Below are 13744 nucleotides of genomic sequence, written 5' to 3'. Positions count from 1 at the left end.
GAGCCTTAGTGATGACTCTATCACGAAAAATAAACCGTGTCTAGTACGCGGATATAATCAATTCGAGGGTGATAACCGCATGATAATAAAGACCCATGCTCTTCTATTTCTTGTTTTGTAATCGATTTACGTCCACCAGTATTTTGACGATTCCAAAATGCAATAATATGTTTTGCATCTAATAAATAAAATTCATCAAAAAGTGTAAATTTAATAATAACAAATGCAATTCCATTATGAGCGACTACTTGCTTCATATGTTCAATTTGATGAAGGTGGAAGTTTTGAAGTGGAAAACTGGTTTTATTTTTAGTTTCTTTCGCTTCAAAATCGATGTATTTCCCTTTGTATACACCGTTGTAATCTGTTGTAGAAGGTTGTTTGAAATACGCTTCTTTTACCACTGCAGCACTTCGAGCGGGGTAATCTACTTTTACAATTTGAAGAGGTGTAGGTTTTTTATGTACGCATGCAATATTATGGGTTAAGTAATATTGATTGGTTTCATTCAATTCCTCTTCAAGGGACATACCTCTATTACTGTAAGTATGTTTTTTTATTGGTGTTTTATGAGGTTGTGAAGCTTGATCGTACCTTTTTCCATTTGGGTAACGAATGGTCATATTTTGTCCACTCCCAACTTGATAAGAATTACTTACAAAGGTGATTATATCAAAAAATGAAAAAAGATGTGACCTTTTTCAAGAAAGGTATGGTGACTTACTCATGTTTCGATGGAATGATTACGAAAAAATTAAACAGACCCGTAATGATATTTTTTGTACAGAAGAGGAAAAAGCTATAGTTCTTACTATTAAGGAGAGCACGGATGTAGCTAACGTAGATAATATTTCACGTACACAATCTTACCAAGAATATTATTTGAGAAATAGAGAAATTAGATGGTCTTTTTTAGCGAGTATGGTTTCAAGGAATGGGGGATGGAACATGACAGATTTAGAAGGAGAATATTATTCTAATCTTTTATCTCAAACAGTTAAGAGACGATTATTTCTTTTGTATGAGAAAGCCAATTGGCTCATTTTCTTAGATGCATTTCCTCAACTATTACTGTATGAGGAAAGTAAAAAGAGATGTGCGCCGCTCTTCCATTTGTTACAATTTTTCAACATATCAATTTTTATGGAAAAAGAATGGGTCGCGTTTTGGGAGAAAAAAGATATAAATAGGCTTATGACGGCACTTATTATTAATGAACAAAATAAAATTCAAAAACCAGTAATTGAGAATGCATACTTTCAAAAACACGTATTTGATACTGCACTGTTCAAATTTCAAGAAATATTTCATGTTAGTGCAGTTATTTTTCCAACGGTGGAAGGGGGAATGTATGGATTTTCAGTTTATCAATTTGAAACGTTGCAAAAACGTATAGAACTGGGGAAGCAATTAGCTTGGTTACTATTTCATTCAAAGTATAAGTCTTCTTTTTATAAATTTGCAGTGCAAACTAGGCATACAGGGTCAAGAATGGATTATGAATGTAATATAAGGGGAATTAGAAAATCATGTACGCCGGCTCTTCGGGAAGTGTATTCTATTGTCACTCATGAAAAATTAATTGAAAAAGATTGGTTTAGTGAAGGGTTGGAAATAGATTCATTATTTTTACTTGAAAAACCTAAGGGGAAAATTAATATAACAGAATGGTATAGAAAGAAGAGGGAGCAAATACATACTCTTTCTATATTAAGTAGTTTTGTTAAAAGAATAGATGAGTTCATGATATAATAAAGAAGTCCCGCCTTCTTAAATGAAGGCGGGACTTCTTTATTAAAAGTAATATGCTCTACAACAAGTTACTTTCTAATCGGCTATTTGCCAGCAGTACGACTTTAACTTCAACACTTATCGAAAGCGAAGAGGTAAGGTAGACTAGAAAATAGTTGTTTGTAAAAGCCACTTTGGTTAAAGTGTCATTTTATCCCGCTATTTGCGGACAGTAAAACTCCCACCTCAAAATTTGGCTGGAGCAAAGAAGGTAGGTGGAAGCCCTGCTGTCCGTAAACACCCGATTGGTGCGGGCTGATAATCAGTGGGAGATGAACAAAACCCCACTGATTAAAGTTTCACTTTATGTAGCGGGGAAATTTGGACCATCAAGCTTTGGATTACCAGTCTCAGGTTTGTTTTGTTGTTTGTTTTGCTTTTTCTTTTTTTCGTTTTTATTTTTTGTCATCGTAATACACCTCCTTTTTGTATTGTTACCATTTCTAAAAATGGCATACTAAATGATTTCTTTGACGAATATCAACTAGTTTTGTCATGTGAGAAGGAGTAATTAATCAATCGGCGAAATTACATGACAAAGGAAAGGCAAAGAAGGGGGCGTTTTAAATATGGCGATGGTTCAGAAGGAAGATGTTATGAAAAAAATGGATCAAATGTTAAGTTCTCTCGATTTGCTGGAAATGAAGATTGGGATTAGAATGAATCATGCATTGAAGGATAAAGGTGAAAAAATATGCAATAAGATAGAAATAACAGAAATGCATATAGAACATATGGAAAATAAATTAGTGCATCACGAAGAAAAAGGGAGCTGGGTAAAGACATTTCAAAACGTCGTAGTGAGTGCATAATAAGGTGGGAACAAAATGGGACATGAAGCATTAATCCAGTCTTCGGAGAAGTTAATGCAGTATAATGATGAAGCGAATGTGAAAAAAAGAGAGATGGCTGAATATGATTTTTATAAGGATATGAAGCCATTTGTTGATATTGTAGATGCGGAGTTAGAGATGTGGAAAGAATTAGCTTATAGGTGGATAAAGGAAGAACAACCTAAGTATATACATGTACAACAAATTGATCAAGTGTATGATAATTTACAAACTAATGTGCTACAATGTTTTGTTAATAAGGGAAAAGGCAAACGTTTCTTTGAAACTCATCAAGCTATTTCGTATACTTTGCAAAATATCGTAGATCAATGTAAATAACAAGAGGGAAAACCCTCTTGTTTTTTTATGCCTCTGTCACTGTTGTAGGTTTTGTTGCACCGTTTATTTCTAACTCTCGTATTAATGTTCGGTAATCTGATATGCATACTTTTCCTTCAAGATAACAATGTCTTGCAAAGTCTAACAGTTCATTCGAATTTTCTGTGTAATACCCCTTTTTTTGAGAAAACGCTTGTTTTAAATCCCCTAATACCATGTTGATTCCTCCCCCATGAGAATCTTCTTCCTTATTATCATAGCATGGAAGGGTTTACTTTCTAATTTTTTTAAAAATTTAAACTTCCGACAAAAACAGACAGGTACTCCGTCACACATTTTATTTTATAGGTACATATTCTATATGTAGAAACTTATGCCAAGGAGGAGAGAATGCATGTTTCAACAACCTAATGTATATCAGCAAGCAAATCCATATGCACAGCAAAATATGTACCAATATAATGAGGATACATATTTGCGATATAATATGTATCCTTTCGAGCCTCATTATGGAAACCAAAATTATTATCAACCATTTGAAGTGTCTTTTGGGAATCAACCGCAGCAAGCGCATATGAATCAACCGCAACAAGCATATACGAATCAACCACAGCAAGCGCATATGAATCAACCGCAACAACCGCACATGAATCAGTCGCAACAAGCGTATATGAATCAACCGCAACAACCGCACATGGATCAGTCGCAACAACCGCATATGAATCAGCCGCAGCAAATGTATACGAATCAACCACAGCAAGCGTATATGAATTCACAAAACTACATGTCGCCAGCTCAATATGTAAATCAACAAGCTATGTTTTATCCACCAAAACAACCATATCCAACGATGAATAAACAAAAGCAACAGCAACAGCAACCAAGTCAGTTTTCTAGTTTTGTTTCACAATTTAAATCATCAGATGGTAACTACGATGTAAATAAAATGATGAACACAGCTGGACAAATGATGAACGCGATGAATCAAGTAACAGGGATTGTTAAGCAAGTCGGGGGCTTTTTTGGTAAATAATAGTAGGGGGTTGTCTATAATAGGTATTACGTATGAAATTGGATACTAGACAAATTTCCATGAAATAAATGGGTATATATAACAAGCGGCTTTAGCCCCTCGCTCATATTGTAAAGTGTAGTCAGATTTTTTTAATGAGAGAGGAGAGAAAAAACTATGCATCATTGTCATCCTTGCTTTGGAGGGCATAAGCCTGTAGGACCTATTTGTACGACAGCTCCTGTCATTCATCCAACGAAACAATGCGTAACACATTCTTTTTCAACAACGGTGGTGCCACACATTTTTCCAACCCATACAACGCATGTTCATCATCAACAAATTAAAAATCAAGGCTTCTTCCCACAAACAAACTCGAACGTAAACGTTGTAGATCCTGGTGATCCAGGATTTGGCGGTGGATCTGTTGGTGGATTTGGCGGTGGATGTGGACCATGCGGTCATGGCCATCATCACCATGGGCATCAAATATCACCATTTGGACCAGGACCGAATGTATCACCATATGGACCAGGACCGAACGTATCACCATTTGGACCAGGACCGAATGTATCACCATTTGGACCAAATATCGGACCAAACGTTGGTGGAATGTTTAAAAAGTAAATGATATGTTAGAACTAGCGAAATGCTAGTTCTTTTTTTGTAATTGGAGTGTTGATATGAAGGTTGTTGCTGTAACAGGATATAAGCCGTTTGAACTTGGAATATTTAAAAATGATCATCCAGGAGTAGAGTGTATAAAAAAGGCGCTGCGTCGTAAATTAACTGTTTTTGTAGAAGAAGGTTTGGAGTGGGTTATTATAAGTGGTCAGTTAGGAGTAGAGCTATGGGCTGCTGAAGTTGTTTTTGAAATTCAAGTAGAATATCCAAATTTAAAATTAGCTGTATTTACTCCTTTTTTAGAACAAGAGGAAAATTGGAAGGAAGATAACCGTGAATATTACGAATTTATTCTTTCACAAGCAGATCATATTGATAGTATTACGAAACGGAAGTACGAAAGCCCAGAGCAATTTAAATTAAAGAATCAATTTTTTATTGAAAAAAGCGATGCACTTTTAGCTGTATATGATGAAGAAAAGTCTGGGAGCCCTAAATATATTGTAGAAGCAGCTAAGAAAAAAGGAGAAATAGAAAATTATCACAGTTATTTCATTCTTTTTTCTGATTTACAAGATATAATGGAAGAGGAACAGTGGAATAATGCAGAGTAATATGTAATATAGTACTCGTATATTTGATTGACAAAAGGCGTTGTTTCTGAAAAAATTTAGTTAATGAAAGCTTTGGCAAAAATTTGAGGTGAAGAAAATGATTTCGGATAAAATTAAATTAACAGCGAAAGATATTTTAGAAAAAGAATTTAAAACAGGTATGAGAGGTTATCAACAAGAAGAAGTAGATAAGTTTCTTGATATGATTATTAAAGATTATGAAGCTTTTCATAAGGAATTTGATCAATTAAAACAACAAAATGCTCGTTTGAAACGTGAATTAGAAGAACAAAAAGTAGCGGCAACACAAGTTCCGCAACAACCGGTACAAACACCAGTTGCACAACCAGTGTATAACAATACGAATACGGATATTTTAAAACGTCTATCTAATTTAGAAAAAGCTGTATTTGGAAGTAAGTTATACGAATAAATTAAGGTAACAAAAAGGTTAAAGCATTTTACATAGAAAAAAACATTGCAAAATCTTTTTGTTTCCACTATACTAATGTTTGTCATAACGTTTGGGTAATCGCTGCAACGCCAACGTTGTAGAGGAAAGTCCATGCTCGCACGGCCTGAGATGGCTGTAGTGTTCGTGCCTAGCCAAGTCATAAGCTAGGGTATTCTGGCTGCAAGGCTGGTTTAACGGCAGGGAAAAAACCTAAGTCCTTTCGGATATGGTTTGACTACCTTTAAAGTGCCACAGTGACGAAGTCCTTGAAGAAATGATAGGAGTGGAACGAGGTAAACCCCACGAGCGAGAAACCCAAATAATGGTAGGGGAATCTTTTCCAAGGAAATGAACGACGGAAAAGGACAGGTTTTCGTAACCTGTAGATAGATGATTACCACCGGAGTACGAGGCGTGGGCCGTTTGCAGTACAAAGGAACAGAACATGGCTTACAGAACGTTATGAACCAACTATGAAATAACTCAGCTCTCCTTTGTTAGAGGAGGGCTTTTTATTTGTATGAAGTTATAAGTTGTGAGTTAAAATGGTAAGTGAGAATATTCTTCGTAATATGTGATAATTAATAGGACAACATGTTATTAATTATTGTTTGATTATACATAAGAGGTGAATGCAAATGGGAAAAGTTACTTTAATTGCAACAGCGGCAATGGGTATTGAAGCGTTAGTTGCCCGAGAAGTTCGCGATCTTGGTTATGAATGTGAAGTGGAAAACGGAAAGGTAACGTTTGAAGCGGATGAAAAAGCGATTTGTCGTACGAATTTATGGTTACGTACTGCAGACCGTGTGAAAATTAAAGTCGGCGAATTTAAAGCAACAACATTCGATGAGTTATTTGAAAAAACAAAAGCGTTAAACTGGGGAGATTATATTCCAGAGAACGGAGAATTTCCTGTTATTGGGAAATCTTTGAAATCAACATTATTTAGCGTTTCAGACTGCCAACGTATCGTTAAAAAGGCTGTTGTTGAGAAATTAAAAACAACGTATAGACGCACAACTTGGTTTGAAGAAGATGGACCGTTATTCCGTATTGAAATTGCAATGCTCAAGGATATTGCGACGTTAACAATCGATGCGAGTGGTGTAGGTCTTCATAAACGTGGATACCGTCTTGAGCAAGGTGAAGCGCCTTTAAAAGAAACATTAGCTGCGTCTTTAATTAAGTTAACAAACTGGAAGGCGGATCGTCCTTTCGTTGATCCTTTCTGTGGATCTGGTACAATTCCAATTGAAGCTGCATTAATTGGACAAAATATCGCACCAGGATTTAACCGAGGCTTTGCATCGGATGAATGGGGCTGGGTTGGTAAACAAAATTGGCGCGAAGCTCGTCAAGAAGCTGAAGATTTAGCTAATTATAATCAACCATTGCAAATCATTGGATCAGATATCGATCACCGTATGATAAGAGTTGCCCAAGATAACGCAGAAGAAGTTGGATTAGGGGATCTTATATCATTTAAACAAATGCAAGTAAAAGATTTCACGACAAAAGAGGAATATGGCTATGTTGTAACGAATCCTCCATACGGAGAACGTTTAAGTGAAAGAGCGCTTGTTGAAAAATTATATAAAGAAATGGGAGAGGTATTCCGCCCATTAGATACGTGGTCAATGTATTTATTAACAAGTTATGAAGCATTTGAGAAATGTTATGGGAAAGATGCATCGAAAAAGCGTAAACTGTTTAACGGATTTATCCGTACAGATTACTATCAATACTTCGGAAAGCGTCCACCGCGTAATTCATAGTATAAAACTCCTCCAGCACGCATATACTGGCTATTATGTAATGCGTAAAGGAGGAAGTGATATGGATAGTTTCCAATTATCGATGATTCAAAAAGCTATTCACCGTACGTATGATGAGCTCGGAAAAGAAGTGGATAGTCAAGGTGCAATTGTAGATGGAATACAAAAAGCGCAGGAAGAATATTTGTCAGCTCTTTCACATGAAACAGCGATTGATAAACGTTATTTAAGGTCATTAATATAGAAAAAAATTTTCCTTTTTCGAAAGGGAAATTTTTTTTCGTGTATTTCTATGTATTGTAACAGGGGAAAGTGGCTGCACACATGTGAGTAGCAGTTGCTATATCTTTTTATAGAAAAACTGTTTGGTTGGAGGCTAAGGATGTTTACTGAGAATAGGTTACCATTTGAAGTAGGAAAACAAGATAATTTTTATGATAAGTTGAATGAGTGGATTGGAGATGTGTTTTACGACATTCTTCCGGAAAAAGGCTTTGAAGAGCGTGATGAACAGATTTTTATGGCGTTTCAGTTAGAGCGCGCTTTCCAAGAGAAGAAAGTTATGTTTGCAGAAGCAGGTGTAGGAACAGGGAAAACAATTGTATATCTTCTATATGCAATTTGTTATGCACGTTATACAGGGAAGCCGGCTATTATCGCTTGTGCAGATGAAACGTTAATTGAGCAGCTTGTGAAAGAAGAAGGAGACATTGCTAAGTTATCTGAAGCATTAGGGCTATCTGTTGATGTTAGACTTGCGAAGTCAATGGATAATTATTTATGTTTACGTAAACTTGAAGATGTTATGAGTGGACGAGCTCCAGAAGTAATTGAAGATGTATATTACGAATTACCTCAGTTCGTATTTGATCATGGTACGATGCAGAACTTTACTCACTATGGTGATCGAAAAGAATTTCCACTGTTAAATGACGAGGAATGGTCAAAGGTAAACTGGGATTACTTCCAAGATTGCTTCACTTGTGATTCTCGTCATCGTTGTGGTCAAACTCTTTCGCGCGAGCATTATCGTAAAGCGGCAGATTTAATCATTTGTTCTCAAGATTTCTATATGGATCATATTTGGACGTACGAAGCTCGCAAACGTGAAGGGCAAATTCCGTTATTACCAGAAAGTAGTTGCGTTGTATTCGATGAAGGGCATCTTGTAGAATATGCAGCTCAAAAAGCTTTAACGTACCGTTTAAAACAAACGATGATGGAGCAACTTTTAACGAGATTATTACAAAATGATATTCGTGAAGAGTTCGCACATTTAGTAGAAGAAACAATTTGGCAAACTGAACAATTCTTTGGGGTACTACAAGAGAATAAAAAGGAAATTGAAGGTTCTGATCGTTTAGAAATTACTGTGACAGAAAAGGTAACTGCAGAAGCGAAAAGACTTTATGCGAAAATCGGTGAAGTCGGTGATGCATTAGTATTTGAAAGTGAAATGCATACAGTAAACACATACGATTTAAATATTGTTGATGAGCATTTAGATGTGTTAGAGCATTCACTTCGTCTTTTCATGCACGAGAAAAATGTAATTACGTGGGGTGAAGAAGGCGATGGTGCTTTCACGTTAGTTATTATGCCGCGTGCAGTTGAAGAAGTGTTACAAGAAAAAGTATTCTCGAAGAAGATTCCATATATTTTCTCTTCTGCGACATTATCTGACAATGATTCGTTCGCATTTACTGCAAATAGTCTAGGGGTAAAAGATTACTTATCATTCTCAGTTGCTTCGCCGTTTGATTATGAAGAGCAAATGACAGTAAACTTACTTCCGTATACGAAAGAAAATGAATGGGAAAGAAAGTGTCAATATACACTTGAAAATATACAAAAAACAAATGGACGTACACTCGTATTATTCCGTACAACGCAAGAACTTGCAGCGTTTAAAGAATATGTAAGTAAAGAGCAAATGTCAGTTCCGTTCCTATATGAAGGAGATCAAGAAATTAGTCAGCTCGTTTCTCGTTTCCAAAATGAAGAAGAGACTGTACTTTGTGCCGTTCATTTATGGGAAGGTTTAGACATTCCAGGTTCATCATTATCACATGTTATTATTTGGTCATTACCATTCCCTCCAAACGATCCTGTGTTTGAGGCGAAGCGTAAACATGTGAATGATCCATTCTGGGACGTAGATGTGCCTTATATGATTTTACGTCTTCGCCAAGGAATTGGACGTTTAATTCGTACAAGTGAAGATAAAGGTGCTATATCATTATTCTTATCAGATAATGAAGATGAAAAAGTGATAGAAGCAGTGAAGAAAGTACTTCCGGTAGAAGGAAAAGTACTTTAAGCGAAAAAATGTTGTAGGGAAAAGTTTGGCATTTGCCAAGCTTTTTTTCTATTAGAAAAGGAATTTATGTTTCAGTGTCGAAATAAGTTTGAGGTAGAAAAAGGAGGTTTTTTATACTATGACAGTTGCTACATATGAAGTGGAAAAACAATTTTTAACATATGTGAAGAAGATAGAGAATTACGGAGAGGCATTAAGTTTAATGTTTTGGGATTTAAGAACAGGTGCACCAAAGCAAGGAGTAGACCAGCGTTCAGAAGTAATTGGAATGCTTTCATCCGAAGTGTTTGCGATGTCGACTTCAGATGAGATGGGGAACTATTTAACTGAACTAGAATCTTTAATTGTTGAAAATAAACTTTCTGAAACGACAAAGAAAATGGTTGAAGAGTGTCGTAAAGAATATGATAGAAATAAGAAAATTCCACAAGCGGAATATGAAGCGTATGTGAAATTAGAAGCGAAAGCGGAAAGTGTATGGGAAGAAGCTCGCGAAAAATCTGACTTCGAAATGTTCCGTCCGTATTTAGAAAAAATTGTTGAATTCAAAAAAAAGTTTATTACATATTGGGGTTACGAAACGTACAAATATAACACGCTATTAGACATGTATGAGCCGGGAATCACAGTAGAAGTGTTAGATCATGTATTTGGTCAACTACGTGAACGTATCGTTCCGCTTGTGAAAGAAATTTCTGAGTCTAAAAAAGAATTAAAAACAAATGCTTTAGCTGAACATTTTTCAAAAGAAAAACAAAAGAATTTTACTTTAGAGTTATTAAAACAATTGAACTATAACTTTGAAGCGGGTCGTCTTGATGAAACGGTACATCCTTTTGAAATTACATTAAATAGAGGGGATGTTCGTATTACGACTCGTTACGATGAGAAAGACTTCCGTATGGCTGTTTTCGGTACGATTCATGAATGTGGTCATGCTGTATATGAACAAAATATTGCAGAGGAATTTGAAGGTACACCGCTATGTAGTGGAACTTCTATGGGTATTCATGAGTCACAATCATTATTCTTTGAGAACTTTATCGGTCGTAATAAATCATTCTGGAAGAAAAATTATGATTTATTAAAAGAGTATAGCGATGGTCAATTCAATGATATATCAGTAGACGAGTTTTATGATGCGATTAACGAATCGAAGCCATCGTTTATTCGTATAGAAGCAGATGAGCTTACATATCCGCTTCACGTCATGGTTCGTTATGAACTTGAGAAAGAATTATTTGATGGTACATTACAAGTGAAGGATTTGCCAGCGGCTTGGAATGATAAGATGGAAGCATATTTAGGAATTCGTCCGGAAAACGATGCACAAGGTGTATTGCAAGATGTTCACTGGGCTGGTGGTTCATTTGGATACTTCCCATCTTATGCGCTTGGTTATATGTATGCAGCGCAATTTAAACATAGGATGCTAAAGGATATTCCAAACTTTGATGCATTATTAGAAGAAGGAAACGTGACACCAATTCGTGAATGGTTAACAGAGAATATTCACCAATATGGCAAAACGAAAAAACCACTTGAAATTTTAAAAGATGTGACAGGTGAAGGTTTAAATGCAAACTACTTAGCAGATTATTTAGAAGCTAAATATAAAGAGATTTATGAGTTATAAAACAGGAGCTGCTTAATTGCAGCTTTTTTTTATGAGGGAGTGAGAGAAATGGGCTATATGTTTACAGTAATGTCGCAAGCGGAAGCAGAAGAAATTGCATATAACTGGCATTATGAAGGGGAGTATTCCTTTTATGATATAGAGGCAGATGAAGAAGATTTAGCTGAGTTTTTAGAGGATGAGAGTAGAGGGAATCATACATTTTCTGTGAAGGAAAATGGTACTTTCATTGGTTTCTTTAGTTTTAGTAACATAAATAATCAAACGGTTGATATAGGTCTTGGAATGAGACCTGATATAACTGGGAATGGATTTGGTCTACAGTTCGTAAAAGTTGGACTAGCTTTTAGTAAAGAAAAATACGGATGCAATTATATAACACTATCAGTAGCGACATTTAATGAAAGAGCGATTAACGTGTATAAAAGAGCAGGATTCGAAGCTGTTGGAACGTTTATACAGAAAACAAATGGTAGTTGTTTTGAGTTTTTGAAAATGAATTATATATGTAAAAATGATTAAAAAACAGAGAAGAGCTTCTGTTTTTTTATTTTGATGTAGAAATAAATGATGTTTGTTTTTGTACTTGTTGTAATTAGAAGTTTTGAAATTTTGGAAGAGGATGTGTATGATTGAAGTTTAGTAGCAAATAGCAAGTTTAGTAAGGAGAGGTAGTATGATTACAATTAAAACGAAAAATGAAATAGATTTGATGCATGAATCTGGGAAGTTACTAGCTTCTTGTCATAGAGAAATTGCAAAAATGATGAAACCAGGAATAACGACACAAGAAATTGATACGTTTGTTGAAGCGTATTTAGAAAAGCATGGTGCAACATCTGAACAGAAAGGTTACAACGGGTATCCATATGCGATATGTGCATCTGTAAACGATGAAATGTGTCACGGTTTCCCTAGTGATGTACCTTTACAGGAAGGAGATATTGTGACAATTGACATGGTAGTAAACTTAAATGGTGCGCTCTCGGATTCTGCATGGACGTATATAGTTGGAGATATTTCTGATGAAGCAAAAAGGTTATTGTTAGTAGCAGAGAGTGCTTTATATAAAGGGATTGAGCAAGCAATAAGTGGTAACCATGTTGGAGATATTGGATACGCAATTGAAAGTTATGTAGCCTCTGAAGGTTTTTCTGTCGCAAGAGACTTTACGGGACACGGGATCGGTAAAGAGATTCATGAAGAACCAGCGATTTTTCATTTTGGTAAACAAGGACAAGGGCCTGAGTTACAAGAAGGAATGGTAATTACAATTGAGCCCATAGTAAATGTAGGTATGCGATATTCTAAAGTAGATTTAAATGGGTGGACTGCAAGAACGATGGACGGTAAATTATCAGCTCAATATGAGCATACAATTGCGATTACAAAAGATGGTCCAATCATTTTAACGACGCTTAAATATGAAATGTAAGAGTTTGCAAAACTCGAACGAAAATAGTATTTTCATAAAATTCGTACGTGTTTTTTTAATAAATGCTTTCCAAAATTTAAAAAGTGCGTTATAATCCTTCTATAAAATAAATAGTTAGCTACACTCATATAATCGCGGGGATATGGCCTGCAAGTTTCTACCGAAGTACCGTAAATACTTTGACTATGAGTGAGGACGAATATATTTGCTTGTTTAGCATTCTTTTTTGCGAAACTCCAAAAGCGCGTCTCTCACTTGTAACGAGTGGTGGCGGCTTTTGGAGTTTTTTTATTGCATAAGAGGGGGAACAAACATGAAAGTATTACAAGAAAAGATTTTGAACGAAGGAAAGGTTTTATCTGGTGACGTATTAAAGGTAGATGCATTTTTAAATCATCAAATTGACCCAGTACTTATGCAAGAGATCGGAAAAGAATTTGCTAAACGTTTTAAAGAAGAGAACATTACAAAAATCGTGACGATTGAATCTTCAGGCATTGCACCAGCAGTTATGGCTGCATTAGAGCTTGGTGTAAAAGTAATCTTTGCAAGAAAACGTAAATCGTTAACGTTACAAGATAATATGTACGTTGCAAACGTATACTCATTTACGAAACAAGAAACGAATGAAATTTCATTATCTCGAAATCATATCGATGAAAATGATCGCGTTTTAATTATCGATGACTTTTTAGCAAACGGTCAGGCTGCTTTAGGTTTAATGAGTTTAGTAGAGCAATCTGGAGCAAGTATTGCAGGAATTGGTATTGTTATTGAAAAAGCATTTCAAGATGGAGGAAAGAAGCTTCGCGAACAAGGAGTTCGTGTTGAGTCACTAGCAGAAATTGCATCACTTGATAACGGCACAGTTACATTTGTACAGCAAGAAACTGCGGAGGTGAAATAAA

At 35.6% G+C, this 13744-nt stretch carries 17 protein-coding genes, 1 other RNA gene and 1 riboswitch; of the genes, 15 read left to right on the top strand and 3 right to left on the bottom strand.

Annotated features, from left to right (window positions below; all coding sequences use genetic code 11):
• Positions 1-20: 20 nt before the first annotated feature.
• Positions 21-623 carry a Holliday junction resolvase RecU gene (recU, locus tag NSS74_RS15980; RefSeq protein WP_000155584.1) on the bottom strand — a complete coding sequence of 201 codons (603 nt, stop codon included), beginning with the start codon at positions 621-623 and terminating at the stop codon, positions 21-23.
• A 103-nt stretch (positions 624-726) separates the two neighbouring features.
• On the opposite strand from recU, the gene NSS74_RS15975 reads away from it, so the two are divergent.
• Positions 727-1752, top strand: coding sequence for a DUF2515 domain-containing protein (locus NSS74_RS15975; protein ID WP_002141049.1), 1026 nt, complete (start codon positions 727-729; stop codon positions 1750-1752).
• 343 nt (positions 1753-2095) lie between these two features.
• On the opposite strand, the gene NSS74_RS15970 is transcribed toward NSS74_RS15975, so the two are convergent.
• The gene (locus NSS74_RS15970) at positions 2096-2242 is read right to left on the bottom strand and encodes a phage portal protein (protein WP_307838389.1); all 147 of its coding nucleotides are present in this window, start codon (positions 2240-2242) and stop codon (positions 2096-2098) included.
• A 118-nt stretch (positions 2243-2360) separates the two neighbouring features.
• Here NSS74_RS15970 and NSS74_RS15965 point away from each other — a divergent pair, with 118 nt between their 5' ends.
• Together NSS74_RS15965 and NSS74_RS15960 are read left to right on the top strand one after the other, a co-directional pair.
• The gene (locus NSS74_RS15965; protein WP_002011865.1) at positions 2361-2603 is read left to right on the top strand and encodes a hypothetical protein; all 243 of its coding nucleotides are present in this window, start codon (positions 2361-2363) and stop codon (positions 2601-2603) included.
• Positions 2604-2618: 15 nt separating this feature from the next.
• Positions 2619-2963: a YppE family protein gene (locus tag NSS74_RS15960; RefSeq protein WP_002126482.1), complete on the top strand. Its 345-nt coding sequence runs from the start codon at positions 2619-2621 to the stop codon at positions 2961-2963.
• Positions 2964-2988: 25 nt separating this feature from the next.
• Here the strand turns inward: NSS74_RS15960 and NSS74_RS15955 are convergent, their stop codons facing one another.
• Positions 2989-3180, bottom strand: a complete 192-nt coding sequence (locus tag NSS74_RS15955; RefSeq protein ID WP_002030817.1) for a YppF family protein — start codon at positions 3178-3180, stop codon at positions 2989-2991.
• Positions 3181-3357: 177 nt separating this feature from the next.
• Here NSS74_RS15955 and NSS74_RS15950 point away from each other — a divergent pair, with 177 nt between their 5' ends.
• The 12 genes from NSS74_RS15950 (at position 3358) to NSS74_RS15895 (ending at position 13743) form a co-directional block, all read left to right on the top strand.
• Positions 3358-3996: a YppG family protein gene (locus NSS74_RS15950; RefSeq protein WP_002086577.1), complete on the top strand. Its 639-nt coding sequence runs from the start codon at positions 3358-3360 to the stop codon at positions 3994-3996.
• A 156-nt stretch (positions 3997-4152) separates the two neighbouring features.
• Complete coding sequence (locus tag NSS74_RS15945) at positions 4153-4602, top strand: CotD family spore coat protein (protein WP_002141053.1); 450 nt, start codon at positions 4153-4155, stop codon at positions 4600-4602.
• A gap of 56 nt (positions 4603-4658) precedes the next feature.
• Positions 4659-5213 (top strand): DUF1273 domain-containing protein, encoded by a 555-nt coding sequence (locus tag NSS74_RS15940; protein WP_002030808.1) that lies wholly within the window; start codon positions 4659-4661, stop codon positions 5211-5213.
• Between the two features lie 97 nt (positions 5214-5310).
• Complete coding sequence (gpsB, locus tag NSS74_RS15935) at positions 5311-5646, top strand: cell division regulator GpsB (RefSeq protein WP_000622426.1); 336 nt, start codon at positions 5311-5313, stop codon at positions 5644-5646.
• Between the two features lie 87 nt (positions 5647-5733).
• Positions 5734-6125: RNase P RNA component class B (gene rnpB / locus NSS74_RS15930), an RNA gene on the top strand.
• Positions 6126-6305: 180 nt separating this feature from the next.
• Complete coding sequence (locus NSS74_RS15925) at positions 6306-7445, top strand: THUMP domain-containing class I SAM-dependent RNA methyltransferase (RefSeq protein ID WP_002011868.1); 1140 nt, start codon at positions 6306-6308, stop codon at positions 7443-7445.
• Positions 7446-7506: 61 nt separating this feature from the next.
• The gene (locus NSS74_RS15920) at positions 7507-7689 is read left to right on the top strand and encodes a DUF3921 domain-containing protein (RefSeq protein ID WP_002126488.1); all 183 of its coding nucleotides are present in this window, start codon (positions 7507-7509) and stop codon (positions 7687-7689) included.
• 138 nt (positions 7690-7827) lie between these two features.
• Positions 7828-9765: an ATP-dependent DNA helicase gene (locus tag NSS74_RS15915; RefSeq protein ID WP_002011942.1), complete on the top strand. Its 1938-nt coding sequence runs from the start codon at positions 7828-7830 to the stop codon at positions 9763-9765.
• 118 nt (positions 9766-9883) lie between these two features.
• Entirely contained in the window at positions 9884-11401 is a 1518-nt protein-coding gene (ypwA, locus tag NSS74_RS15910) for a carboxypeptidase (protein ID WP_002030824.1), read from the top strand.
• A 48-nt stretch (positions 11402-11449) separates the two neighbouring features.
• Positions 11450-11923, top strand: coding sequence for a GNAT family N-acetyltransferase (locus NSS74_RS15905; RefSeq protein ID WP_340813951.1), 474 nt, complete (start codon positions 11450-11452; stop codon positions 11921-11923).
• A gap of 154 nt (positions 11924-12077) precedes the next feature.
• On the top strand, positions 12078-12836 hold the full coding sequence (locus NSS74_RS15900) for a type I methionyl aminopeptidase (RefSeq protein WP_002030829.1): 759 nt from the start codon (positions 12078-12080) through the stop codon (positions 12834-12836).
• A 104-nt stretch (positions 12837-12940) separates the two neighbouring features.
• Positions 12941-13042, top strand: a riboswitch (purine riboswitch).
• A gap of 107 nt (positions 13043-13149) precedes the next feature.
• Complete coding sequence (locus tag NSS74_RS15895; protein WP_002030831.1) at positions 13150-13743, top strand: xanthine phosphoribosyltransferase; 594 nt, start codon at positions 13150-13152, stop codon at positions 13741-13743.
• Position 13744: the final 1 nt, after the last annotated feature.

It is taken from the genome of Bacillus sp. FSL E2-8868 (genome assembly GCF_038005505.1).
GTDB lineage: Bacteria > Bacillota > Bacilli > Bacillales > Bacillaceae_G > Bacillus_A > Bacillus_A mycoides.
Note: the sequence above shows the minus strand (reverse complement) of the source record. Positions and strands in the feature narration are given on the sequence as shown.

Excerpts from the sequence above, each read along its gene's own strand:
- recU (WP_000155584.1), bottom strand. The coding sequence starts at position 623 with ATGACCATTCGTTACCCAAATGGAAAAAGGTACGATCAAGCTTCACAA.
- NSS74_RS15975 (WP_002141049.1), top strand. The coding sequence starts at position 727 with ATGTTTCGATGGAATGATTACGAAAAAATTAAACAGACCCGTAATGAT.
- NSS74_RS15965 (WP_002011865.1), top strand. The coding sequence starts at position 2,361 with ATGGCGATGGTTCAGAAGGAAGATGTTATGAAAAAAATGGATCAAATG.
- NSS74_RS15960 (WP_002126482.1), top strand. The coding sequence starts at position 2,619 with ATGGGACATGAAGCATTAATCCAGTCTTCGGAGAAGTTAATGCAGTAT.
- NSS74_RS15955 (WP_002030817.1), bottom strand. The coding sequence starts at position 3,180 with ATGGTATTAGGGGATTTAAAACAAGCGTTTTCTCAAAAAAAGGGGTAT.
- NSS74_RS15950 (WP_002086577.1), top strand. The coding sequence starts at position 3,358 with ATGTTTCAACAACCTAATGTATATCAGCAAGCAAATCCATATGCACAG.
- NSS74_RS15945 (WP_002141053.1), top strand. The coding sequence starts at position 4,153 with ATGCATCATTGTCATCCTTGCTTTGGAGGGCATAAGCCTGTAGGACCT.
- NSS74_RS15940 (WP_002030808.1), top strand. The coding sequence starts at position 4,659 with ATGAAGGTTGTTGCTGTAACAGGATATAAGCCGTTTGAACTTGGAATA.
- gpsB (WP_000622426.1), top strand. The coding sequence starts at position 5,311 with ATGATTTCGGATAAAATTAAATTAACAGCGAAAGATATTTTAGAAAAA.
- NSS74_RS15925 (WP_002011868.1), top strand. The coding sequence starts at position 6,306 with ATGGGAAAAGTTACTTTAATTGCAACAGCGGCAATGGGTATTGAAGCG.
- NSS74_RS15920 (WP_002126488.1), top strand. The coding sequence starts at position 7,507 with ATGGATAGTTTCCAATTATCGATGATTCAAAAAGCTATTCACCGTACG.
- NSS74_RS15915 (WP_002011942.1), top strand. The coding sequence starts at position 7,828 with ATGTTTACTGAGAATAGGTTACCATTTGAAGTAGGAAAACAAGATAAT.
- ypwA (WP_002030824.1), top strand. The coding sequence starts at position 9,884 with ATGACAGTTGCTACATATGAAGTGGAAAAACAATTTTTAACATATGTG.
- NSS74_RS15905 (WP_340813951.1), top strand. The coding sequence starts at position 11,450 with ATGGGCTATATGTTTACAGTAATGTCGCAAGCGGAAGCAGAAGAAATT.
- NSS74_RS15900 (WP_002030829.1), top strand. The coding sequence starts at position 12,078 with ATGATTACAATTAAAACGAAAAATGAAATAGATTTGATGCATGAATCT.
- NSS74_RS15895 (WP_002030831.1), top strand. The coding sequence starts at position 13,150 with ATGAAAGTATTACAAGAAAAGATTTTGAACGAAGGAAAGGTTTTATCT.